This is a genomic window from Blautia sp. AF19-10LB, assembly GCF_003461245.1.
In the GTDB taxonomy this organism is placed as follows: domain Bacteria; phylum Bacillota; class Clostridia; order Lachnospirales; family Lachnospiraceae; genus Blautia_A; species Blautia_A intestinihominis.
The window spans coordinates 67,272-92,292 of sequence record NZ_QTWS01000009.1 but is presented as its reverse complement, the minus strand read 5'-3'; the positions used below and the strand labels follow the sequence as shown (position 1 = coordinate 92,292).

16 protein-coding genes are annotated in these 25,021 nt (G+C 47.3%); 14 read left to right on the top strand and 2 right to left on the bottom strand.

Annotated features, from left to right (window positions below; all coding sequences use genetic code 11):
• Positions 1–22: 22 nt before the first annotated feature.
• On the bottom strand, positions 23–1,762 hold the full coding sequence (locus DWX28_RS07275; RefSeq protein ID WP_118252296.1) for an ammonium transporter: 1,740 nt from the start codon (positions 1,760–1,762) through the stop codon (positions 23–25).
• Between the two features lie 239 nt (positions 1,763–2,001).
• A complete protein-coding gene (locus tag DWX28_RS07270) occupies positions 2,002–4,113 on the bottom strand; it encodes a glutamine synthetase III family protein (protein WP_118252295.1) in 2,112 nt (703 codons plus the stop codon).
• 316 nt (positions 4,114–4,429) lie between these two features.
• Between DWX28_RS07270 and purF the strand changes: the two genes are divergently transcribed.
• The 14 genes from purF to DWX28_RS07200 all read left to right on the top strand — a co-directional run bounded on the left by purF (position 4,430) and on the right by DWX28_RS07200 (position 25,019).
• The gene (gene purF / locus DWX28_RS07265) at positions 4,430–5,839 is read left to right on the top strand and encodes an amidophosphoribosyltransferase (protein WP_118252294.1); all 1,410 of its coding nucleotides are present in this window, start codon (positions 4,430–4,432) and stop codon (positions 5,837–5,839) included.
• Between the two features lie 235 nt (positions 5,840–6,074).
• The gene (locus DWX28_RS07260; protein ID WP_118252293.1) at positions 6,075–7,712 is read left to right on the top strand and encodes a CTP synthase; all 1,638 of its coding nucleotides are present in this window, start codon (positions 6,075–6,077) and stop codon (positions 7,710–7,712) included.
• 32 nt (positions 7,713–7,744) lie between these two features.
• Complete coding sequence (gene gltB, locus DWX28_RS07255; RefSeq protein ID WP_118252292.1) at positions 7,745–12,298, top strand: glutamate synthase large subunit; 4,554 nt, start codon at positions 7,745–7,747, stop codon at positions 12,296–12,298.
• Between the two features lie 15 nt (positions 12,299–12,313).
• Positions 12,314–13,798, top strand: a complete 1,485-nt coding sequence (locus DWX28_RS07250) for a glutamate synthase subunit beta (RefSeq protein WP_022214751.1) — start codon at positions 12,314–12,316, stop codon at positions 13,796–13,798.
• Between the two features lie 130 nt (positions 13,799–13,928).
• On the top strand, positions 13,929–15,236 hold the full coding sequence (glnA, locus tag DWX28_RS07245) for a type I glutamate--ammonia ligase (protein ID WP_118252291.1): 1,308 nt from the start codon (positions 13,929–13,931) through the stop codon (positions 15,234–15,236).
• Positions 15,237–15,266: 30 nt separating this feature from the next.
• Entirely contained in the window at positions 15,267–15,815 is a 549-nt protein-coding gene (locus DWX28_RS07240) for an ANTAR domain-containing response regulator (RefSeq protein ID WP_022214753.1), read from the top strand.
• Positions 15,816–15,858: 43 nt separating this feature from the next.
• Positions 15,859–17,190 carry an aspartate--tRNA(Asn) ligase gene (gene aspS / locus DWX28_RS07235; RefSeq protein WP_022214754.1) on the top strand — a complete coding sequence of 444 codons (1,332 nt, stop codon included), beginning with the start codon at positions 15,859–15,861 and terminating at the stop codon, positions 17,188–17,190.
• A 19-nt stretch (positions 17,191–17,209) separates the two neighbouring features.
• Complete coding sequence (gatC, locus tag DWX28_RS07230; protein WP_022214755.1) at positions 17,210–17,503, top strand: Asp-tRNA(Asn)/Glu-tRNA(Gln) amidotransferase subunit GatC; 294 nt, start codon at positions 17,210–17,212, stop codon at positions 17,501–17,503.
• Positions 17,504–17,513: 10 nt separating this feature from the next.
• The gene (gene gatA, locus DWX28_RS07225) at positions 17,514–18,989 is read left to right on the top strand and encodes an Asp-tRNA(Asn)/Glu-tRNA(Gln) amidotransferase subunit GatA (RefSeq protein ID WP_118252290.1); all 1,476 of its coding nucleotides are present in this window, start codon (positions 17,514–17,516) and stop codon (positions 18,987–18,989) included.
• Positions 18,986–20,431 carry an Asp-tRNA(Asn)/Glu-tRNA(Gln) amidotransferase subunit GatB gene (gatB, locus tag DWX28_RS07220; RefSeq protein WP_118252289.1) on the top strand — a complete coding sequence of 482 codons (1,446 nt, stop codon included), beginning with the start codon at positions 18,986–18,988 and terminating at the stop codon, positions 20,429–20,431. The genes gatA and gatB overlap by 4 nt, the downstream gene beginning before the upstream one ends.
• 45 nt (positions 20,432–20,476) lie before the next feature.
• The gene (locus DWX28_RS07215) at positions 20,477–21,691 is read left to right on the top strand and encodes an LL-diaminopimelate aminotransferase (protein WP_022214758.1); all 1,215 of its coding nucleotides are present in this window, start codon (positions 20,477–20,479) and stop codon (positions 21,689–21,691) included.
• Positions 21,692–21,840: 149 nt separating this feature from the next.
• A complete protein-coding gene (locus DWX28_RS07210) occupies positions 21,841–23,109 on the top strand; it encodes a M18 family aminopeptidase (RefSeq protein ID WP_118252288.1) in 1,269 nt (422 codons plus the stop codon).
• 25 nt (positions 23,110–23,134) lie between these two features.
• Positions 23,135–23,947: an HAD family hydrolase gene (locus DWX28_RS07205; RefSeq protein WP_118252287.1), complete on the top strand. Its 813-nt coding sequence runs from the start codon at positions 23,135–23,137 to the stop codon at positions 23,945–23,947.
• A 19-nt stretch (positions 23,948–23,966) separates the two neighbouring features.
• The gene (locus DWX28_RS07200) at positions 23,967–25,019 is read left to right on the top strand and encodes a tyrosine-protein phosphatase (RefSeq protein WP_022214761.1); all 1,053 of its coding nucleotides are present in this window, start codon (positions 23,967–23,969) and stop codon (positions 25,017–25,019) included.
• Positions 25,020–25,021 lie beyond the last annotated feature (2 nt).

Genomic DNA, 25,021 nt, shown 5'->3' with positions numbered 1-25,021 from the left:
TATTAATACTGCCGGGGGAATCTTATTCCAGCGGCTGAGTATCCTGAAGTGCTTCAAATCCTTCCTCACCGGTACGGATCTTGACAACGTTTTCGATATCATATACGAAGACTTTTCCATCGCCGTACTGACCGGTGTGAAGTGTTTTCTTGGCTGTTTCGATGACGGTTCTTACCGGAACGAGGCTGACTACGATCTCGATCTTGATCTTCGGCAGCAGGTTCATATCCATCTCAACACCACGGTAGTAGGAACGGGAACCTTTCTGTACACCGCATCCCATAACGTTTGTGATGGTGATACCGGTAACACCGATCTCATTCATTGCATGCATGAATTCTTCAAGTTTGCTCTGTCGTGTGATGATAACAACTTTTGTCAGTTTATGTACGCCTTCCTTCGGAAGTTCTGGAATGGTGGCTGCAACTTCAGCAGGTGCAACATTTGCGGAAGTGTTTGCGGAAGGAGCTGCTTTTGTAACACCCATAGGTGTTGGAACAGTCATAGTGTCGTGTACAACGAATCCGTCGTATGCACTTGTAAGACCATGTTCTTTGGAGTCCAGACCTTCGATCTCTTCTTCAGCAGTTACACGAAGACCAACCGTATGTTTGATCGCCTGGAAAATGATCGTCATAGTAACAGCAACCCATGCGATGGTGATGATCATACTGATAAACTGTACACCAAATCCGTGGAAACCGCCGCCTACGAGGAGACCTTTCCATTCCGTACCTGTACCATCGGAGAAAAGACCAACAGCAAGAGTACCAAAGGCACCGTTTAATCCGTGAACGCCGACAGCACCAACCGGGTCATCGACTTTGAGTACTTTGTCAATAAATTCAATACCAAATACTACAACAAAACCAGAAGCGATACCGATGATAGCTGCAGATGTAGGAGAAACGGTATCACAACCTGCTGTGATCGCTACCAGACCTGCAAGAGATCCGTTGAGGGACATGGAAACATCAGGTTTTTTGTATCTTACCCATGTGATAAGAAGAACAGTGACAGTTGCAACAGCTGCTGCAAGGTTAGTAGTTACGAAGATCTTACCTGCACTTACGATAGCATCGCCTTCCATGCTGACGGTAGATGCACCGTTGAATCCGAACCAGCAGAACCAGAGGATGAATACACCTAAAGCACCGATGGTAAGGTTATGTCCAGGAATCGCTTTGGACTTGCCGTCTTTTCCGTATTTGCCGATACGAGGTCCAAGGATGATGGCACCGATAAATGCTGCAACACCACCGACCATATGTACTGCACAGGAACCTGCAAAATCATGGAAGCCCATCTGGCTGATAAATCCGCCGCCCCAGATCCAGTGTCCGGATACCGGGTAAACGATCAGGCTGATCAGGAAACTGTAGATACAATAGGAAGAAAATTTAGTACGTTCTGCCATGGCTCCGGATACGATCGTAGCGGAGGTTGCACAGAATACTGTCTGGAAGATCAGGAATGCCCAGAACGGAACGCCGTCAGGAAGCATTGCGGAACCATAATTTGCCTCTGTGGCAATGCCGCCGATCTTTCCGAAGAATCCGTTTCCTGCTCCAAACATGATCCCGAATCCGACGATCCAGAAAGTAGGAGTACCGATACAGAAGTCCATAAGGTTTTTCATGATGATGTTACCAGCGTTTTTTGCTCTGGTGAAGCCGGTTTCTACCATTGCAAATCCGGCCTGCATAAAGAAGACAAGCGCGGCGCCAAAAAGCACCCATATAGTGTTTACTGATGAATACATAAAGTTACCTCTCTTTCCCTAAAAAGTTGACAAGATTAGTGTGGCTTCAATATTCAGAAAAGGCGCGAGAATGAAATTTCATCATTTTCGCGCCTTTACGAATCAAGTATATGTAAAACAGGGGATACCGTATCGTGTGATTAATGGATGAGGAAATCGATAATGAATTATGAAGTAGTTCATGTTTCATGAGATATCCCCTGGTTTTACCGGTATGAAATTGTCTGTTATCCTCTGAATCAGTCAGAGATGGAGAATAACAGTTTGCCGTATGTCGGATATGGAAGGATAGAATCTGGGATCAGAGCTTCTGCTGCATCAGCGGAAACACGAACTTTTTCCATATCGGTAAGTACAACACTCTGATAGAGTTTTGCACTCTTGAGAAGATCTTTGTCGACTTCGTATTCTGCCATTGCAGTATCCTCTTTGAGTCTTTCCAGATCTTTGACCATGGTCTCAGAAAGTTCTGTCAGTCTGGTAAGAAGTGCAGCTTCTGTGGATACGGAGATATCAGGAACGACTGATTTCTTAAGTGCTGCAGTCTGAGCCAGTTTTTCCATATATGTAGTAACTGCCGGAAGAAGATCTTTCTGGATGATCTCAACCATAGTGCCGGCTTCGATATGAAGTGTCTTTACATAGTTCTCAAGCTTGATCTCATAACGGGAATGAAGCTCTGCATGTGTAAAGATGTGATGGCTGGTAAGAAGTTTTTCATTCTTTTCATCGGTGAAGTGCGGCAGTGCATCCGGAGTAGATACCAGGTTGTAGAGACCGCGTTTTTCTGCTTCTTCGATCCATTCATCTGTATAACCGTTTCCGTTGAAGATGATACGTTTGTGTTCTTTGATGGTCTTTTTGAGTAATTCATGAACAGCGGATTCCATTCCGTCAGCCGGAACATCTTTGAGTTCCTCATAGAACTGGCTTAATACTTCAGCAACAGCAGTGTTGAGGATGATGTTCGGGTTTGCTACGGAAGAAGAAGATCCAAGCATACGGAACTCGAATTTGTTTCCTGTGAATGCGAACGGTGAAGTACGGTTTCTGTCTGTGTTGTCTTTTACGAAGTGCGGAAGTACTTTTGCTCCGATATCCATCTGAACAGCACCGTGTCCAACGAAGAATTCGTCGTTCTCGATCGCTTTGAGTACTTCTGTCAGCTCGTCGCCAAGGAAGATAGATACAACTGCCGGCGGAGCTTCGTTTGCACCAAGACGGTGATCATTTCCTGCACTTGCAACAGAGATACGGAGAAGATCTGCGTAATCATCCACTGCTTTGATGACTGCTACAAGGAATACCAGGAACTGTGTATTTTCTGCAGGTGTTTTGCCAGGATCAAGAAGGTTGACACCTGTGTCTGTGCTCATGGACCAGTTGTTGTGTTTACCACTTCCGTTGATTCCTTCGAATGGTTTCTCATGAAGCAGGCATACCATGTTGTGTTTGGCAGCTACTTTTTTCATGATCTCCATTGTAAGCTGGTTGTGGTCAACTGCTACGTTTGTGGTATCGAATACAGGAGCCAGCTCGTGCTGTGCAGGAGCAACTTCGTTATGTTTTGTTTTAGCCGGAATTCCAAGTTTCCAGAGCTCTTCGTCCAGGTCATGCATGTAAGCAGATACACGAGGTTTCAGGGTTCCGAAGTAGTGGTCTTCCATTTCCTGTCCTTTTGGAGCCGGAGCACCGATCAGGGTACGTCCGCAGAAGATCAGGTCTTTTCTCTTATTATAGAGGTCTTTGTCTACCAGAAAGTATTCCTGTTCCGGACCAACGGTGGTATCGATATGTTTTACTTCTGTATTTCCGAGAAGGCGGAGGATCTTGACAGCCTCTTTGTTCAGGGTATCCATGGAACGAAGAAGAGGTGTTTTCTTATCCAGTGCCTCTCCGCTGTAGGAGCAGAATGCAGTCGGGATATAAAGGGTACGGTCTTTGATGAATGCCGGTGATGTAGGATCCCATGCTGTATATCCTCTTGCTTCAAATGTAGCACGAAGACCGCCTGACGGGAAACTGGATGCATCCGGCTCGCCTTTTACAAGTTCTTTACCGGAGAATTCCATGATCACCTGTCCGTCGCCTGTCGGGGAGATGAAGCTGTCATGTTTTTCTGCGGTGAAGTTTGTCATTGGCTGGAACCAGTGAGTGTAATGGGTAGCTCCATGTTCGAGAGCCCATTCTTTCATGGCAACTGCAACGGAGTTGGCAACATCAAGTTCCAGGTGTGTACCGTTCTCAATCGTTTTTTTCAGTGCCTTGTACATGTCTTTCGGTAATTTCTCACGCATGATCTTGTCGTTAAAAACAAGACTGCCGTAGATTTCAGGAATGCTCTGTGCCATAATAAAATCTCCTTTCAATGCTCCATTAATCTTAATTTTCGTAATTAAAATAAAAACTCTCAGATAAACAAAAAAGGCGCCTTGGATTTTGTTTTCCAAAGCGCCGTTGCTTATGTGTTGTAGTATACACAAAAAAATCGGGATGTCAACAACTTTTTCGAAAATTTTTTCAAATTTTTTGTTTGGACGGATGAATTTATTTGTATGCTTTTTTGAGGGGACAAGGGTTGACAAATCACTTTCTTCTATTATAATTTCACTGTGAAAAGCACTTCAGAAAGCAGAAAGCATTTGAAAAGAATGGGAGGAAATTCTGATGGCAGAATTAAAGGAAGCCTGCGGCGTATTTGGTATGTACGATCTGGATGGAGGGAATGTGGTTCCCTCTATTTATTATGGTCTTACATCTTTGCAGCACCGTGGACAGGAGTCTTGCGGACTTGCAGTTTCCCGCACAGAGGGCGAAAGAGGAAACATCCAGTTTCATAAGGATCTCGGACTTGTAAGTGAAGTCCTTCGTGAGAATACTATCCGCAATATGGAAGGAGATCTTGGCATCGGTCATGTACGTTATTCAACGACAGGAGCATCGGTAGCAGAGAATGCACAGCCGCTTGTCCTGTCCTATATTAAGGGAACACTTGCACTTGCACACAATGGAAACCTGATCAACACACCGGAACTGAAATGGGAACTGATCCAGAATGGAGCGATCTTCCATACGACTACGGACTCAGAAGTCATTGCGTTCCATATAGCGAGAGAGCGTGTACACACTAGGACAGTAGAGGATGCCGTTCTCAAGACCGCGCACAAACTCAAAGGTGCTTATGCACTTGTGGTCATGAGCCCGCGTAAACTGATCGGTATCCGTGATCCGCTTGGACTGAAACCGCTCTGCCTTGGCAAGAGGGATAATACCTATGTCCTCGCATCCGAAAGCTGTGCACTGACCTCTGTCGGCGCAGAGTTCGTAAGAGATATTGAACCAGGAGAGATGGTCACCATCTCAAAGAAAGGCATCGAATCCAACAAAGAACTCGCCGGCGGTAAACATGCACACTGTGTATTTGAATATATTTACTTTGCAAGACTGGACAGCGAGATGGATGGCGTCAAGATCTACGATGCACGTATCCGCGGCGGTAAATCTCTTGCAAAATCTTATCCTGTAGAAGCAGATCTTGTGGCTGGTGTACCGGAGTCCGGCATCCCGGCAGCCAAGGGATATTCCGAAGAATCCGGAATTCCATTTGGATTTGCTTTCTATAAGAACAGCTATATCGGACGAACTTTCATCAAACCGACCCAGGAGGAGCGTGAATCCAGCGTTCACCTCAAACTGAGCGTCCTGGAATCCGCAGTTAAGGGTAAGAGGATCGTTCTGGTCGACGACTCCATCGTAAGAGGAACCACGATCGCAAACCTGATCCGCATGCTCAAGAAAGCCGGAGCACTGGAAGTGCATGTACGTATCAGCTCCCCGCCGTTCCTTCATCCATGTTATTTCGGAACAGATGTACCGTCCAATGACCAGCTGATCGCTTCCAATCACAGCACCGAAGAGATCCGTAAAATGATCGGTGCAGATTCCCTTGGATACATGCAGAGTGAGTTCCTGGAGGGAATGGCAGGAGGACTTCCTCTCTGCAAGGCATGTTTTGACGGAAATTATCCGCTGGATGTTGAGGCAGAACTGAATAAGAAGATCGACTGCGGCTGTTAAACTGTCACTGATTTTGGCAGAATGTGCAGGAAAAAAAGATAAAAAAATGCGATTTATATAAAAATTACATATTTACAAAGTGTCCAAAATACGGTATAGTAATGCACATATTTAAGAGTCGTGTCTGACAAAGGCGTCAGAGGCAGATAAGGGTAAACCAGCCCCTTCATCCGCTTCTGGTGCTTTTTCTTTTATCAGACATTTATGTGTAACACAGATGGAGGAGGAAATCACAATGTCAGTTAAATATGTTTTTGTTACAGGCGGTGTTGTATCCGGACTGGGTAAAGGGATCACGGCAGCGTCCCTGGGAAGGCTTCTCAAGGCAAGAGGCTATCAGGTGACCATGCAGAAATTTGATCCTTATATCAATATCGATCCGGGAACCATGAACCCGATCCAGCATGGAGAGGTCTTTGTTACTGATGACGGTACAGAGACAGACCTGGATCTTGGTCATTATGAGAGATTTATCGATGAAAGCCTTGATAAAAATTCCAACGTGACAACCGGTAAGATCTACTGGTCAGTCCTGCAGAAAGAGCGTCACGGAGATTTTGGAGGAGGGACAGTACAGGTCATTCCTCATATTACAAATGAGATCAAGAGCCGTTTTTACCGCGCCAAATCACCGGAAGAAGAGAGAATCGCGATCATCGAGGTCGGAGGAACCGTTGGTGACATCGAGAGCCAGCCGTTCCTGGAATCTATCCGTCAGTTCCAGCATGATGTGGGACATGACAATGCAATCCTCATTCATGTAACCCTGATCCCATACCTCAAAGCTTCTGAGGAAATGAAGACCAAACCGACCCAGGCAAGTGTCAAGGAACTTCAGGGAATGGGAATCCAGCCGGACGTTCTGGTATGCAGAAGCGAACATCCGCTGACAGATGAGATCAAAGGCAAGATCGCACTGTTTTGTAACGTACCGGTCAGCCATGTATTACAGAACCTTGATGTAGAATATTTATATGAAGCTCCTCTTGCAATGGAAAGAGAAAAACTTGCCGATGTAGTTCTGGAATCCTTGAGACTTGAGAACCGCAAACCGGATCTTACCGAGTGGACAGAGATGGTCAACGATCTGAGAAATCCGGAGAGCACAGTAAACATTGCAATGGTAGGAAAATATACACAGCTCCATGATGCCTACTTAAGTGTTGTGGAAGCTCTGAAACACGGTGGGATTTCCTGCAGAGCCAAAGTAGAACTGACCTGGGTGGATTCTGAAGAATTAAATGAGAAGAATCTCGACCAGACACTTCATAATGTAGACGGTATCCTTGTTCCGGGAGGATTTGGAAACAGAGGTACAGAGGGAATGATCCTGGCAGCACAGTATGCCCGTGTCCACAAGATCCCGTACCTTGGGATCTGCCTTGGAATGCAGATGGCGATCGTAGAATTCGCCCGCCACGTATTAGGATACGAAGATGCAAACAGCATCGAGCTGAACCCAGCTACCAAACATCCGGTGATCGCACTGATGCCGGATCAGGAGAGTGTAGAAGACCTTGGAGGAACTTTAAGACTTGGAAGCTATCCATGTGTACTTGCAGATAACTCCAAAGCACTGGAACTTTTTGGAAAGAAAGAGATCCAGGAACGTCACAGACATCGTTATGAAGTCAACAACGCATTCCGTGAAGAGCTTGCTGCGAAAGGCATGACGATCGCCGGAACTTCCCCTGACGGACATATCGTAGAGATGATCGAGATCAAGGATCATCCGTTCTATGAGGGAACCCAGGGACATCCGGAATTCAAATCCAGACCGAACCATGCACATCCTTTATTCCGCGGCTTTGTAAAAGCAGCAGACGCATACGTAAAGGAGAAAGAAAGCAGGAAACAGCAAAATAAAGAATAATATAATTTTTTTTGATAGAGAGGACGAAGATTATGCAGGAAGTAACGAGAGAAGAACAGGGCCTGTATCGCCAGGAATTTGAGCATGACAACTGTGGTATCGGCGCAGTTGTCAACATCAAAGGAAAGAAAACACATGAAACTGTTGCGAATGCTCTCAGGATCGTAGAACATCTGGAGCATCGTGCAGGTAAGGATGCAGAGGGAAAAACCGGTGACGGTGTTGGTATCCTTCTGCAGATCTCCCATAAATTTTTCAAAAAAGCCTGTAAGAAAGAGGGCTTTGATATCGGTGAGGAAAGAGAATATGGTATCGCACAGTTCTTCTTCCCGCAGCACGAGATCAAACGCGCCCAGGCAAAAAAAATGTTCGAGATCATCGTGGAAAAAGAAGGACTGGAGCTTCTCGGATGGAGAAACGTTCCTGTGATCCCGGAGGTCCTCGGACACAAGGCAAGAGAGTGCATGCCATGCATCATGCAGGCATTCATCAAAAAACCACAGGATGTCGAAAAGGGTCTCCCATTCGATCGTATGCTCTACATCGCACGTCGTGAGTTTGAACAGAGTAATGACAACACTTATGTTGTTTCTATGAGCAGCAGAACGATCGTTTACAAAGGTATGTTCCTGGTCGGACAGCTTCGTACTTTCTTTGCAGACCTGCAGAATCCGGAGTATGAATCCGCGATCGCAATGGTACATTCCAGATTCAGTACCAACACAAACCCAAGCTGGGAGAGAGCACATCCGAACCGTTTCATCGTACACAACGGAGAGATTAACACCATCCGTGGAAATGCCGACAAGATGCTCGCCAGAGAAGAAAATATGGAATCTCCATACCTCAAAGGCCAGCTTCACAAAGTCCTTCCGGTCGTAAACCGCAACGGTTCCGACTCCGCAATGCTTGACAATACACTGGAATTCCTTGTAATGAGTGGTATGGAACTTCCGCTTGCAGTCATGATCACGATCCCGGAGCCATGGGCATACAACGACACGATCTCCCAGGAGAAGAGAGATTTCTATCAGTATTATGCAACCATGATGGAGCCATGGGACGGACCGGCTTCCATCCTGTTCTCCGATGGTGATGTGATGGGTGCAGTCCTTGACCGTAATGGTCTTCGTCCATCCAGATATTATATTACTTCCGACGGCTATATGATCCTTTCTTCTGAGGTCGGTGTCATGCCGGTTCCGGAAGAGAAGATTGTTCTCAAAGAACGTCTCCATCCGGGCAAAATGCTCCTGGTAGATACTGTTCAGGGAAAAGTCCTCGACGATGATGAACTGAAAGAAAAATACGCAAAAATGCAGCCGTACGGCGAATGGCTGAACAGTAATCTCGTACAGCTTAAAGACATCAAGATCCCGAATATCCGTATGGAAGAGTACACACCGGAACACCGTGCACGCCTTCAGAAAGCGTTCGGATATACTTACGAACAGTACCGTACCTCTATCCGCAACATGGCATTAAACGGAGCAGAGAGTATCGGAGCCATGGGTGTAGATACCCCGCTTGCTGTCCTCTCCAATGAGCACAGACCTTTATTCGACTATTTCAAACAGCTTTTTGCACAGGTAACAAACCCGCCGATCGATGCGATCCGTGAAGAGATCGTTACCTCCACAAGCGTTTATGTAGGTAAGGACGGAAACCTTCTGGTACAGCAGCCGGAAAACTGCCATGTACTCAAGATCCTTCATCCGATCCTCACAAATACAGACATGCTCAAGATCAAAAACATGAAGGCAGATGGATTCAAAGTTGCTGTTGTATCTACTCTCTATTATAAGAGTACGAAACTGGAGAGAGCGATCGACCGTCTCTTCGTGGAGGTTGACAAGGCATTCCGTGACGGCGCAAACATCCTCGTACTTTCTGACCGTGGAGTAGATGAAAACCATATGCCGATCCCGTCTCTTCTGGCGGTATCCGCAGTACATCAGCATCTCGTAAAAACCAAGAAGAGTACTTCCCTGGGTCTGATCGTAGAATCCGGCGAGCCGAGAGAAGTCCATCATTTCGCAACTCTTCTCGGTTATGGTGCAAGTGCAGTCAACCCATATCTCGCACTGGAAACGATCCGCGAGCTGATCGATACCCATATGCTGGATAAAGATTATTATGCAGCAGTTGAGGATTATAACCACGCAGTCTTAAGTGGCATCGTCAAGATCGCATCCAAGATGGGTATTTCCACGATCCAGTCTTATCAGGGATCTCAGATCTTTGAGGCAATCGGTATCTCTAAGGATGTTATCGATAAATACTTTACAGGAACTGTAAGCCGTGTAGGCGGAATCACACTGGAAGATATCGAGGAGAACGTAGACAGACTTCACTCTGAAGCCTTTGACCCGCTGGGACTGAATACAGACCTCACACTTGACAGTGTCGGTGCACACAAGATGAGAAGCCAGGGAGAGGAACACCGCTACAATCCGCAGACGATCCATCTCCTTCAGGAATCTACAAGAACAGGAAGCTATGCACTGTTCAAAGAATATACAAAAGTCGTAGACCAGGAAAGCCATGGAGCCCTTCGTGGACTTCTGGAATTCAATTATCCGGAAAAAGCGATCCCGATCGACGAAGTAGAAAGCGTAGATGAGATCGTAAAACGTTTCAAGACAGGTGCGATGTCCTACGGATCTATTTCCCAGGAAGCACATGAGACACTTGCGATCGCTATGAACCATCTCCATGGAAAATCCAACACAGGTGAAGGTGGAGAGAGTGATGAGCGTATCGCTTCCGCAGGAAGTGAAAATGACCGCTGTTCTGCGATCAAACAGGTTGCCAGCGGACGTTTCGGTGTTACCAGCAGCTATCTGGTATCCGCAAGAGAGATCCAGATCAAGATGGCACAGGGTGCAAAACCAGGTGAAGGCGGACATCTTCCGGCAAAGAAAGTTTATCCGTGGATTGCAAAGACCCGTCATTCAACACCTGGCGTAAGTCTGATCTCCCCGCCGCCGCATCACGATATCTACTCTATCGAGGACCTGGCACAGCTGATCTATGACCTTAAAAATTCAAACGTTTATGCAGATATTTCTGTAAAACTTGTTTCTGAGGCAGGTGTAGGTACTGTAGCAGCCGGTGTTGCCAAAGCCGGAGCACAGACAGTCCTGATCTCAGGATATGATGGAGGTACCGGTGCAGCACCGAGAAGTTCCATCCACAATGCAGGACTTCCGTGGGAACTTGGTCTTGCCGAGACACACCAGACTCTGATCATGAACGGACTCCGTAACCGTGTCCGCATCGAGACAGACGGTAAACTGATGAGTGGCCGTGACGTTGCCATTGCAGCACTTCTCGGTGCAGAGGAATTTGGTTTTGCGACAGCTCCGCTTGTAACCATGGGATGCGTCATGATGCGTGTCTGCAACCTGGATACCTGCCCGGTCGGTGTAGCAACACAGAACCCGGAACTTCGTAAACGTTTCCGTGGAAAACCGGAATACGTAGAAAACTTCATGAGATTTATCGCTCAGGAGCTGAGAGAATATATGGCACGCCTTGGTGTTCACACTGTCGATGAGATGGTAGGACGTACAGACCTCTTAAGACAGTCTGTGGAAGCTTCCCAGGCAGAGCCGCACAAAGGCAAAGTTGACTTAAGCGCGATCCTCGATAACCCATATGCCGGAAACGGACAGAAAGTGACCTTCGATCCAAAGGCAGTTTACAACTTCGAACTGGAAAAAACTCTGGATGAAAAAGTCCTTCTCAAGAAATGCGGCAAAGCGATCGCCAAAGGTGAACATATCGAACTCGATGTAGACGTAACAAACACAGACCGTACCTTTGGTACGATCCTCGGTGCAGAGATCACCAGACAGACCGGAAAGGGACTTCCGGATGACACGATCGTGATCAACTGTCACGGAGCCGGCGGACAGAGTTTCGGTGCTTTTATCCCTAAGGGTCTTACACTGAACCTTACCGGTGACAGCAACGACTACTTCGGAAAGGGACTTTCCGGTGGTAAACTGATCGTCAAAGTTCCGGAAAAAGCAGCTTACAAACCGGAAGAAAACATCATCATCGGTAACGTTGCACTCTACGGTGCTACCAGTGGATATGCATTTATCAACGGTGTTGCCGGAGAACGTTTTGCAGTCCGTAACTCAGGTGCTTACGCAGTTGTAGAGGGTGTCGGCGAGCACGGATGCGAGTATATGACAGGCGGTCGTGTCGTAGTCCTCGGACGCACCGGAAAGAACTTCGCAGCAGGTATGAGCGGCGGTATCGCTTACGTACTTGATGTTGAGAACAAACTTTACAAAAACATCAACAAGGCAATGATCTCTATCGAAAAAGTAGAGAACAAATATGATAAGAAAGAACTTCGTGATCTGATCGAAGCCCATGTTGCGGCAACAGGCTCCAAACTGGGTGCAAAAGTGCTTGCTGACTTTGATGCTTACCTGCCGCACTTTAAGAAACTGATTCCGAACGAATATAAAAAGATGCTTACACTCAGCGCCAAACTGGAAGAAAAAGGACTGACAAGTGAGCAGGCACAGATGGAAGCATTTTACGAAAGCATCGGAGCAAAGCATTAAGGAGGATGAGGAAACATGGGAAAGCCAACAGGATTTTTAGAATATAACAGAGAGACAGCCAAAGTACTGCCGCCAAAGGTCCGGATTGCCAATTTCAATGAGTTCCGGACTCCACTCAGCAAAGAAAAACAGAAACTTCAGGGGGCACGCTGCATGGCATGCGGCGTTCCTTTCTGCCAGTCAGGAATGATGCTCGGAGGAATGGCATCCGGCTGTCCTCTGCACAACCTTGTTCCTGAGACAAACGATCTGGTATATACAGGAAACTGGAAACAGGCATATTTGAGACTTTCCAAGACGCACAGTTTTCCGGAGTTTACTTCCAGAGTGTGTCCTGCACTCTGCGAGGCAGCCTGCACCTGTAACTTAAACGGAGAGCCGGTTTCCACAAAGGAAAACGAAAGAGCGATCATTGAGACCGCTTACAAAGAAGGCTGGGTCCAGCCGCAGAAACCGAATGTCCGCACCGGCAAGACCATCGCCGTGATCGGAAGCGGTCCATCCGGACTTGCAGCAGCACAGCAGCTCAATAGACGAGGCCACAGTGTTACAGTTTATGAAAGAAGCGACCGCCCGGGCGGACTTCTCCGCTACGGTATCCCGAACATGAAACTGGAGAAATCTGTAATAGACAGAAGAATCCGTCTCATGGAAGAAGAAGGAGTAAAATTTGTCCTCAATACAAACGTGGGCAAGGACATCAAGGCAGAAGACCTGCTGAAACAGTATGACAGAGTCGTGCTTGCCTGCGGAGCTTCCAACCCGCGTGACATCAAAGTGCCTGGAAGAGAGGCAAAAGGGATCTATTTCGCAGTAGACTTCCTCGGAATGGTCACAAAGACACTTCTCGACAGCAACTTCGAAAAAGTTCCATATGAACTGGCAAAAGGCAAACATGTCCTTGTCATCGGTGGTGGTGATACAGGAAATGACTGCGTAGGAACTTCCGTCCGTCTTGGTGCAAAATCTGTGACACAGCTTGAGATGATGCCGAAACCGCCGGTTGAGCGTGCTGCAAACAACCCGTGGCCGCAGTGGCCGAGAGTCCTCAAGACAGACTACGGCCAGGAAGAAGCGATCGCAGTTTTCGGACATGATCCACGGATCTATCAGACAACCGTCACCGAATTTATCGCTGACAAAAAAGGCAATGTGTGCAAGGCAAAGATCGTAGACCTCAAAGCACAAAAAGACGAAAAGACCGGAAGGATGATGATGGTTCCGGTTGAGGGAAGCGAGAAAGTGATCCCTGCAGATCTGGTCCTGATCGCAGCAGGATTCCTCGGAAGCCAGAAATACGTAACCGATGCATTTCACGTAGCGATCAATGGAAGAACAAACGTTGAGACAAAACCGGATGCCTACGCAACTTCTGTACCGAGAGTCTTCACAGCTGGCGACATGCACAGAGGACAGTCTCTGGTCGTATGGGCGATCCGCGAGGGCCGCGAAGCCGCCAAAGCCGTAGATGAATCCCTGATGGGTTATACAAATCTCTGAAAAAAGACGTTGACAAAGACCATGCCGGTTGCTATAATACCTGCATGAACAAAGGCGTTCTTTTGGAGGGTAAACCTTCCGAAAGTACGCCTTTTTTGTTTTTATTTTCAATAGATAAGGAGAGAATGGCATGGGGAATTATACCAGAGAAGAAATATTACAGATGGTTGAGGAGGAAGACGTAGAATTCATCCGCCTTCAGTTTACTGATATGTTCGGTGCGATCAAGAATATCGCTGTTACGACCCGGGAACTTCCCCGTGCGTTAGCGAATCAGTGTATGATCAACGGCGAACAGATCGCAGGGATGGATCCTGAAAAGGGATCTGATCTTTATCTTCGTCCGGTGCTGGATACGTTTGCTATCCTGCCGTGGCGTCCGCAGCAGGGAAAAGTTGCGAGAATGATCTGCAATCTCTACTGGCCGGATGGTACACCATACAAAAACAGCCCGAGATATATTCTTGAGAGAGTAGCCGAAGAGGCGGAGCAGGAAGGATACACCTGCTATATCGATCCGGAGTGTGAGTTTTTTCTTTTCCACACAGACGATAATGGCAATCCGACAACCGTAACACACGAAAAAGCAGGATACCTGGATATGAGTCCGCTGGATCTTGGCGAGAATGCAAGACGTGACATGGTGCTGACTCTCGAGGATATGGGAATGGAAGTAGAATCCTCCCATCATGAAGCAGCTCCGGCACAGCATGAGATTGATTTCAGCTATGGTGAGATCCGTGATATCGCAGACTGCATCATGACATTCAAGATGGCAGTCCGTATTGTTGCAAAGCGTCATGGCCTTCATGCAACTTTTATGCCGAAGCCAAGAGCAGAGGTAAATGGTTCCGGAATGCACATCCAGTTTTCTGTATTCAAAAATGGAAGAAATCTGTTTGAAGACGCAGATCATCCGGGAGAATTAAGTGAAGAGGCCCGTTATTTTATCGGAGGACTTCTTGCACACAGCAAGGAGATGGCACTGATCACTAATCCTCTCGTGAATTCCTACAAGCGTCTTGTTCCTGGATATGATGCACCGACAGAACTTACCTGGACAGAGAATAATCAGAATTCACTTGTCCGCATCCCTGTGACAAGAGGAGAGGGAACAAGAGTGGAACTGAGAAGTCCGGATGCATCTTCCAATCCGTACCTGGTGTTTGCAGTATGTCTTGCAGCCGGACTGGATGGGATCCGAAACAAAATTTCTCCTACAAAATCGTCAAATATCGCAACACAGGATCAGGAGACAGAGCATCTTCCGGAAACACTCAAAGATGCGATCGAGCTTTTTGAAAACAGCACCTGGATCCGGGGAATACTGGGCGAAGAATTCTGCAGGACTTATCTTGCACAGAAGAAAGATGAGTGGCTGCGTTATACCAGACAGGTAACTGACTGGGAAGTAGAAGAATACCTGTATCGCCTGTAAGCATAAGACAAAAAATAGGAGAACACTTGTATGAGCAGCATTGTGATCGCATTACCCAAAATCGAAGATGCAAAAAAAATCCGTGCGGTTCTGGCGCGGCACGGATTTACCGTTGCATCTGTATGTACAACCGCATCAAATGCTCTGTCAAGTGCTTCCGAACTTGGAAGCGGCGTACTGATCTGCAGTCATCGGCTTCCGGATATGAATTATCTTGATCTTTCAGAGTGTATGCCAAGAGATTTTGAAATGCTGCTTCTTGCGTCTGCAAGAGTGATCTGTGAAGTGCCGACATCGATCCTGTCGGTACAGATGCCGGTCAAGGCAAGCGACCTTGTCAACACAGTAAATATGATCCTGACGCAGCAGGAGCGAAGAAAAAGAAAAGAAAAAAAGAAACCAAAGGCACGATCCTGGAAAGAACAGAACTATATATCCAATGCAAAAATGATGCTGATGCAGCGAAATCATTTAAGTGAAGATGAAGCCTACCGTTATATCCAGAAATCCAGCATGGATTCCGGAACGAACATGGTAGAAACAGCACAGATGCTTTTGATGCTTTTATATGATGAATAATAATAGAAACTTTTAAGAGACTTATAATATGGAGGATGAGGAAATGGAGTTTTTGGATGGTACATGGAAAAAAGAAGTTACTTCGTGGGAAGCACTGTTAGGAGAGGAACTTCTGGATCAGGAAGTTGTTCTGGAAGGAGCCGTTCACAGCATCCGAAATATGGGCGATGTTGCGTTCGTGATCCTCAGAAGAAGAGAGGGACTTTTTCAGACTGTTTTTGAAAATGAAAAGGCAAATCTTTCCATTCATGATCTCAAAGAGGCAATGACACTTCGCGTGAAAGGGATCCTGAATGCAGAAGAACGTGCGCCTCATGGAAGAGAGATCCGCATCAGAGAAATTGAGATCCTGTCACAGCCGGCAGAGCCGATGCCGCTGGCGATCGACAAATGGAAATTAAACACATCTCTGGAGGCAAAACTGAATTTACGTCCGATCGCACTCCGTAACATCCAGGAACGTTCCAAATTCAAGATCCAGGAAGCGCTGACACGTGCTTTCCGTGATTACCTCTATGAGAACGGTTTCACAGAGATCCACACACCGAAGATCGGGGCAAGAGGAGCCGAGGGTGGAGCAAACCTTTTCAAATTCAGCTACTTCCACAAACCGGCGGTCCTCGCACAGAGCCCGCAGTTCTACAAACAGATGATGGTCGGTGTGTTTGACAGAGTATTTGAGACAGGACCGGTATTCCGTGCAGAGAAACACAATACCAAACGTCACTTAAACGAATATACCAGCCTTGACTTTGAGATGGGATACATCGACAGCTTTGAAGAGATCATGGCAATGGAAACAGGATTTCTTCAGTATGCAGTAGCACTTCTTCAGAAAGACTACGCAAAGGAACTTCAGATCCTTAAAGTACAGCTTCCAAAAGTCGACAAGATCCCGGCCGTTCGTTTTGACAAAGCCAAAGAACTGGTTTCCGAGAAATATAACCGTAAGATCCGCAACCCATACGATCTGGAGCCAGAAGAAGAAGCTCTGATCGGAAGATACTTCAAAGAAGAATACGATGCGGACTTTGTATTTGTAACTCATTATCCGTCCAAGAAACGTCCGTTCTACGCAATGGATGATCCGAGTGATGAGAAGTTTACCTTAAGTTTTGACCTTCTTTTCCACGGACTGGAAGTAACGACCGGCGGACAGAGGATCCATGACTACGATCAGCTCAAAGCCAAGATCGCAGCAAGAGGCATGGAAGAAGAAGGAATGGAGCAGTATCTGGATACCTTCAAACATGGCATGCCGCCACATGGAGGACTTGGTATTGGTCTGGAACGTCTGACCATGCAGCTTCTTGGAGAAGAAAACGTCCGTGAAGCGTGTCTGTTCCCGAGAGACCTGAACAGACTGGAGCCGTAAGAGAAGGAGGAAAAGCCAGATGGCAAAGATCATAGATGACGAAACAATCGAAAACGTATGTATCCTCGCAAAACTTTCCTTAGGTGAGGAAGCCAAGGCAAAAGCAAAGCAGGACATGCAGAAAATGCTGGATTATGTAGAAAAACTGGACGAACTGGATACAGATGGCGTGGAGCCTCTGTCCCATATCTTTGGTGATGAAAATGTATTCCGTGATGACGTTGTGACAAACGGAGACAACAAAGAAGCAATGCTTGCAAACGCACCAAAGGAAAAAGAAGGACAGTATCAGGTACCGAAGACCATAGGATAGGAGAATGAGGATGGAACTGCAGACAATGACAGCCCTGGAGCTGTCAAAAAAGATCAGACAGCGTCAGGTCAAAGTAGCAGACGGTGTCAAAGAGGTTTTTGATCAGATAGAGAAAAAAGAGGGCAAAGTACACGCATATCTTGATCTTTATAAGAAAGATGCCCTTGCAAGAGCAAAAGAAGTCGAAAAAGGAATCATGGACGGCATTTACACCGGACCGCTTGCCGGAGTGCCGATCGCAGTCAAAGACAACATTTGCATCAAAGGCAAAAAAACAACCTGCGCATCAAAAATATTAGAGAACTTCGTACCACAGTATAATGCAGAAGTCATCGACCGTCTGGAAAAAGCCGGAATGATCGTGATCGGAAAGACAAACATGGATGAGTTTGCCATGGGAAGTACCACAGAAACTTCTGCTTACGGTGTGACAAGGAACCCGTGGGATCTGGAACACGTTCCGGGAGGTTCTTCCGGCGGTTCCTGTGCGGCAGTTGCAGCAGGAGAAGCCTTTATGGCTTTAGGTTCTGACACCGGCGGTTCTATCCGTCAGCCAAGTTCTTTTTGCGGCGTGACCGGGATCAAACCAACTTACGGAACCGTATCCCGTTATGGACTGGTAGCTTATGCTTCCTCTCTTGACCAGATCGGACCGGTCGGAAAAGACGTGGCAGACTGTGCCGCACTTCTTGAAGTGATCGCAGGACATGACCCGAAAGACAGCACTTCCCTCGACCGCAAAGACCTTGATTTCTCAAAGAGCATTGAGGAGAAGAAACTTCTCGGAATGAAGTTCGGCGTGCCGAAAGAATTCCTCGCCAAAGGTCTTGATCCGGAAGTCAAAGATGCTTTTATGGAGACGCTCAAAGTCCTCACCTCACAGGGTGCGATCGTAGAATTTTTCTCCGTAGAGACAATGGAATATATGATCCCTGCCTATTATATCATTGCCAGCGCGGAGGCAAGCTCCAACCTGGAACGTTTCGATGGTGTAAAATATGGCTATCGTGCAGCAGAGTACGAGGGACTTCACGATATGTACAAAAAGACCAGAACAGAAGGATTCGGCGAGGAAGTCAAACGCCGTATCATGCTTGGTTCCTTCGTTTTAAGTTCCGGTTATTACGATGCTTATTACCTGAAAGCACTTCGTACCAAAGCCCTGATCAAACAGGAATTTGATCGTGCTTTTGATAAATATGATGTGATCCTTGCACCGGCTGCTCCGTACACAGCACCAAAGATCGGAGAAAGTCTCAAGGACCCGCTTGCCATGTATCTTGGCGATATCTATACCGTTGCCGTCAACCTCTGCGGTCTGCCTGGGATCACCGTTCCGTGCGGACAGGACAAGGCAGGCATGCCGATCGGTATCCAGATGATCGGAAACTGCTTCGGAGAACACAAGATCCTCCGTGCAGCGGCTGCTTATGAAGCAGAAAGAGGGGCATTCCCGACTCCTCTGAAAGGAGGCAAAGAGGCATGAAACAGTATGAAACCGTCATTGGTCTTGAAGTCCATGTAGAACTTGCAACAAAAACAAAGATCTTCTGTGGATGCTCTACAGAGTTTGGTGGAGCACCGAATACACATACCTGCCCGGTCTGCACCGGTATGCCGGGTTCCCTGCCGGTACTGAACCGTCAGGTCGTAGAATTTGCACTCAAAGCCGGTATCGCGGCAAACTGCCAGATCAACCAGTACTGCAAATTCGACAGAAAGAACTATTTCTACCCGGATAACCCGCAGAACTACCAGATCTCACAGCTTTACCTGCCGATCTGCCACGATGGCTGGGTAGAGATCGAAACTTCCGCCGGAAAGAAAAAGATCCGTATCCACGAAATGCATATGGAAGAAGATGCCGGAAAGCTGATCCATGATGAATGGGAAGACTGCTCTCTGGTTGACTATAACCGAAGCGGCGTGCCGCTGATCGAGATTGTATCCGAGCCGGATATGAGAAGTTCTGAGGAAGTTATCGCATACCTCGAGAAACTTCGCTGCATGATGCAGTATCTCGGTGTATCTGACTGTAAATTACAGGAAGGTTCCATGCGTGCCGATGTCAACCTGTCTGTCCGTGAAGTCGGCAGTGAGACATTCGGAACAAGAACCGAGATGAAGAACCTGAACTCCTTCAAGGCGATCGCAAGAGCCATCGAGGGCGAGAGAGAGCGTCAGATCGAGCTGATCGAAGAAGGCAGAGCCGTTGTCCAGGAAACCCGCCGCTGGGATGACAACAAAGAATCTTCCCATGCCATGCGTTCCAAAGAGGATGCCAAAGATTACCGTTACTTCCCGGACCCGGATCTTCCGCCGATCCATATTTCCGATGCATGGATCTATGAGATCCGCACTTCCCAGCCGGAACTCCGCGAGGAAAAACAGCTTCGTTATCAGGAAGAATTTGAGCTTCCGGCATACGATGCAGGAATCCTTACCGAGTCCAGACACCTTTCTGAGCTTTTTGAGGAAGTTGCAAACCTCTGCGGCAGCCCGAAGAAAGCAGCCAACTGGTTCATGGGTGAAGTACTCCGTCTGACCAAGGACAAGGGCCTTGATGTGGAAAAAGTTTCTTTTACACCGAAACACCTCGCCGACCTGATCCAGATGGTAGAGAAAAAAGAAGTCAGCGCACAGAATGCAAAGAAAGTCTTCGAAAAAGTCTTTGATGAGGATATCGAACCAGTATCCTATATCGAAGAACACGGCCTCAAGATCGTAGAAGACACAGGACTTCTCAACGACATCTTACAGAAGATCATGGATGAGAACCCTGGACCGCTCGCAGAACTTCTTGGCGGTAAAGAAAAAGTATTCGGATTCTTTGTCGGTAAGATGATGAGAGAACTCAAAGGCAAGGCAAGCCCGGACGCAGTCCGTGAAGCACTTGTAAAAGAAGTGGAGAAAAGAAAAAATCAATAATGCTTCAGAAGAGAAGCGCAAACATAGAGATGAGGAGAATATATTATGGTAACAGTAAATAAAAATTATCTGAAACTGCCGGGAAGCTATCTTTTTTCCACAATTGCAAAAAAAGTAGCCGCATATCAGGCTGCAAATCCGGATGTAGAGATCGTACGTCTTGGAATCGGTGATGTCACACAGCCGCTTGTACCGGCGATCATTGATGCACTTCACAAATCTGTCGATGAGATGGCAAATGCCGAGACTTTCCACGGCTATGCACCGGATCTCGGATACGAATTCTTAAGAAGCGCGATCGCAAAAAATGATTACGAGGCACGCGGATGCCAGATCAGTGCAGATGAGATCTTTGTTTCTGACGGAGCAAAGAGTGATTCCGGAAACATCCAGGAGATCTTTGGCACAGACAACAAAGTGGCAGTCTGCGACCCGGTTTACCCTGTTTATGTAGACACAAACGTAATGGCAGGACGTACCGGCGAATACAATAAGAAAAACGAAAACTTTGACGGCGTGATCTACATGCCGTGTCTGGAATCCAACGGATTCCTGCCGGAACTTCCGGTAGAAACACCGGATCTGATCTATCTCTGCTTCCCGAACAACCCGAGTGGTGCAGCGATCACAAAGGACAAACTTCAGGAGTGGGTAGACTATGCAAACAAGAACGGTGCAGTGATCATCTATGATGCCGCTTACGAGGCATATATCACAGAGGAAGATGTGCCGCACAGCATTTATGAGTGTGAAGGTGCACGTACCTGTGCGATCGAGCTGAGAAGCTTTTCCAAGAATGCGGGATTTACCGGCGTTCGTCTTGGATTCACTGTTGTTCCGAAAGACCTTGTCCGCGAAGGTGTTGCACTTCATGATCTCTGGGCAAGACGTCATGGGACCAAATTCAATGGTGCCCCATATATCGTACAGCGCGCCGGCGAAGCTGTCTATTCCCCGGAAGGAAAAGCACAGTTAAAAGAGCAGGTTGCCTACTATATGAGAAATGCCCATACGATCTACAACGGTCTGAAAGAAGCGGGCTATTCCGTATCCGGCGGTGTGAACGCTCCATACATCTGGCTCAAAACACCGAACAACATGAGCTCCTGGGATTTCTTTGATTATCTTCTGAAGACAGCACACGTTGTCGGAACTCCGGGATCAGGATTCGGAGCACACGGAGAAGGCTTCTTCCGTCTGACCGCATTCGGAACCTACGAAAATACCTTAGAAGCGATCCGCAGGATCACAGCTTTATAAAAATTTATTTAGGAAAACTGGCAGCAGGGTGTCGAAGTGGCACCCTGCTTTTTGCGTGATACCCCCCCTGGTGAGATTGGCATTGCCAGAAAGAAGATAATAACGTATAATCAAGTGCAGAATAAACGACAGATGAGGAGTGGCTGATTATGTACTATGAAACAACAAAAGAACTGCTTGCTTTTATCAAAAAAAGCCCTACGGCATTCCACGCTGTAGAAGAAATGCAGGCGAGACTGACGGAAGATGGATTCCAGGTGCTTTCGGAGAAGGAACACTGGAAGCTTACACCGGGAGGGAAATATGTGGTGACGCGGAACCATTCTGCGCTGATCGCTTTTACCATACCGGAGAAGGAATCATGGAAGTTTCATATCATCGCCAGCCACAGCGATTCACCGTCTTTTAAGATCAAAGAAAACCCGGAGATCGTTGTAGAGAAGACTTACGTGAAACTGAATGTCGAAAAGTACGGCGGGATGCTGATGGCACCGTGGTTTGACCGTCCGCTGTCCATTGCCGGAAGAGTGATCGTGCGAAAAGATGGAAAGTTAGAAGAAAAACTGATCGATTTCGACAGGAACCTCGTGATGCTCCCGAACCTCGCGATCCATATGAACCGGGAGGCAAACAGCGGCGTTTCCTATAATCCGCAGAAGGATATGCTGCCGTTGTTCAGCATGGGAGGTTCTGATGTGTCACTGCAGAAACTTCTGAGCACACAGCTTGATGTAGAAGAAAAAGATATCCTGAGCCATGATCTTTTTCTTTACAACCGCATGGAAGGCTCCATATGGGGCGCAGAGAACGAATTCGCATCCAGCGCCAGACTGGACGACCTGCAGTGCGCTTTTGCCTCTCTGAAGGGCTTTCTGGGCGCACAGAAGCAGGACTGCATTGCGGTGCACTGTGTCCTTGACAATGAAGAAGTCGGAAGCGGCACGAAGCAGGGAGCGGCATCCACCTTCCTCAAAGACACACTTCTCCGTATCAACAGCGGGCTTGGAAGGACATACGAGGAATATCTGATGACACTTGCGGACAGCTTTATGATCTCCGCAGACAATGCCCATGCGCTCCACCCGAATTATACAGATAAGGCAGACCCGGTCAACCATCCGCTTCTGAATAAAGGAATCGTGATCAAATACAATGCAAACCAGAAATACTGCACAGATGCAGTGTCAGCGGCTGTGTTCAAAGATCTCTGCGACGGGGCAGGTGTTCCGTGGCAGACATTTGTCAACCGTTCTGACATTCCGGGCGGTTCCACGCTTGGAAATATCTCCAACACGCAGGTCCCGATGAATACGGTGGATATCGGCCTGCCACAGCTTTCCATGCATTCTCCGTATGAGACAGCAGGGGTGAGGGACACAGAGTATTTTGTTAAGGCAGCAAAGGAATTTTTTGCATAAACAGGCATAAGAAGAGGGAAAGAGAATGAATACAGACAAAAAAGCAGTTTTTTTTGATGCAGACGGTACGATCTGCGATATTGAAAAAGGAGTTCCGGACAGTGCGGTAGAGGCGATCCGTAAATTAAGGGAAAACGGACATGAGGCGTGGCTGTGCACCGGAAGAAGCAGGGCTTTTGTCCCGGGCTATCTGGAACAGATCCCGTTTACCGGTATGATCAGCGCATGTGGCGCGACTATTGAAAAAGACGGACAGCGGCTTTATAACAAAGAGATGCCGGTGGAAGTGGCGAAACTTTCCGTGGAGACTCTGCGTAAATACGGTCTGATCCCGGTCATGGAAGGTGCAGATTTCATGTACTATGACAAGGATGAGTATACGAATGAAGTCAACTGGTACCGTGACCTGATCACAGAGGCTCTTGGACCGAAATGGCGGCCGATCCGCGGCTATGAGGACAGCATGCATATCAACAAGATCAGTGCCAAGATGACAGAGGGCTGCAACGACGAAGAGGCATGCAGGGAACTGTCACAGTATTATGACGTGATCCGCCATGAGAACAATGCGTTTGTGGGAACAACGATCGAGCTGGTTCCGAAGGGCTGCAATAAGGCTGTCGGAATCGCTGCAGTCTGCCGTATCTTTGACATTCCGTGGGAAAGCACTGTAGTCTTTGGGGACAGCAACAATGACCTGTCCATGTTTGAATATGCAGCGACAAAGGTGGCCATGGGAAATGGTTCCCAGAAGATCCGTGAACTGGCAGATTATGTGACCACAGATATGTTTCACTATGGAATCCGAAACGGTCTCACAAAACTCGGTCTGATCTGAGAAGGCAGGAGAAAAAGTTATGAAATATGGAAAAATAAGAATCGAAGACGGCAATCTTATCTTCGCAAAAAGAATGCTGATCAATTATCTGCCATGTAAGGACATTTTGTGGGCGTATATGCGAAGAGAAGGTGTGGAAGGTGGGCGGCAGAAGCAGTTCAGCACCAGCTCTCTTGTGATCATCACCCGGCGAAAAAAACGCTATGAATTTGAGATGACGGACAAAGAGATCAGAGACTGCATCCAGCTTCTCAAAGTCCTGAATCCGAAACTTGCAACAGGTTTTCCGAAGGGTGCGAGGATTCCGCTCCAGAGCCTTCCGAATACCCGCGATCTCGGAGCGCTTGCCACGAAGGATGGAAGACATATCCTTCCGCGCAGGCTTCTGAGGAGTGGTAATCTGTATCATATGTCTCTTCAGGACCAGGATACGCTCCTCGATGAGTATCATCTGTCGACGGTTGTCGATTTTCGTACCAGAATGGAAGTCCTGGAAAAACCGGATACCGTTCTTGAGGGAGTGGAGTACCATGAGATCTCAATCGTGGATGAAGAAACTCTTGGCATTACCCGTTCCGGAAATCTGCTGGAAATGCTTCTGAAATTTGACCAGCCGATCGATGAGTTCATGCAGAAACAGTATGTTTCTTTTGTGCGGGATGATTTTTCGGTCAAACAGTATGCCCGTTTTCTGGATGTCATCCTGCAGCAGGAAGAGGGTGCCGTCCTGTGGCACTGCAGCATGGGTAAAGACAGGGTCGGCGTTGGAACGGCACTTCTTCTCTATGCGCTTGGGGTACCGATGGAGACGATCATGGAGGACTATCTCCGTACCAACCGCTGCCTGGAGGAAGACCAGCAGCATATGATCCGGCTTCTGGAAACCAAGATGATCGTGGACAATGAAGTGATGGACAAGATCAAGGCACTGTACCGTGTCAAGGAAGAATATCTGGAGGCGGTTTTTGACGCGATCAGACAAGATTATGGTTCCGAAGAAATGTTTTTGAAGAGGGCTCTCTACATGACTCCAAAGGCAGTCGACTCTCTTCGCAAAAAATATCTTGTATAAAA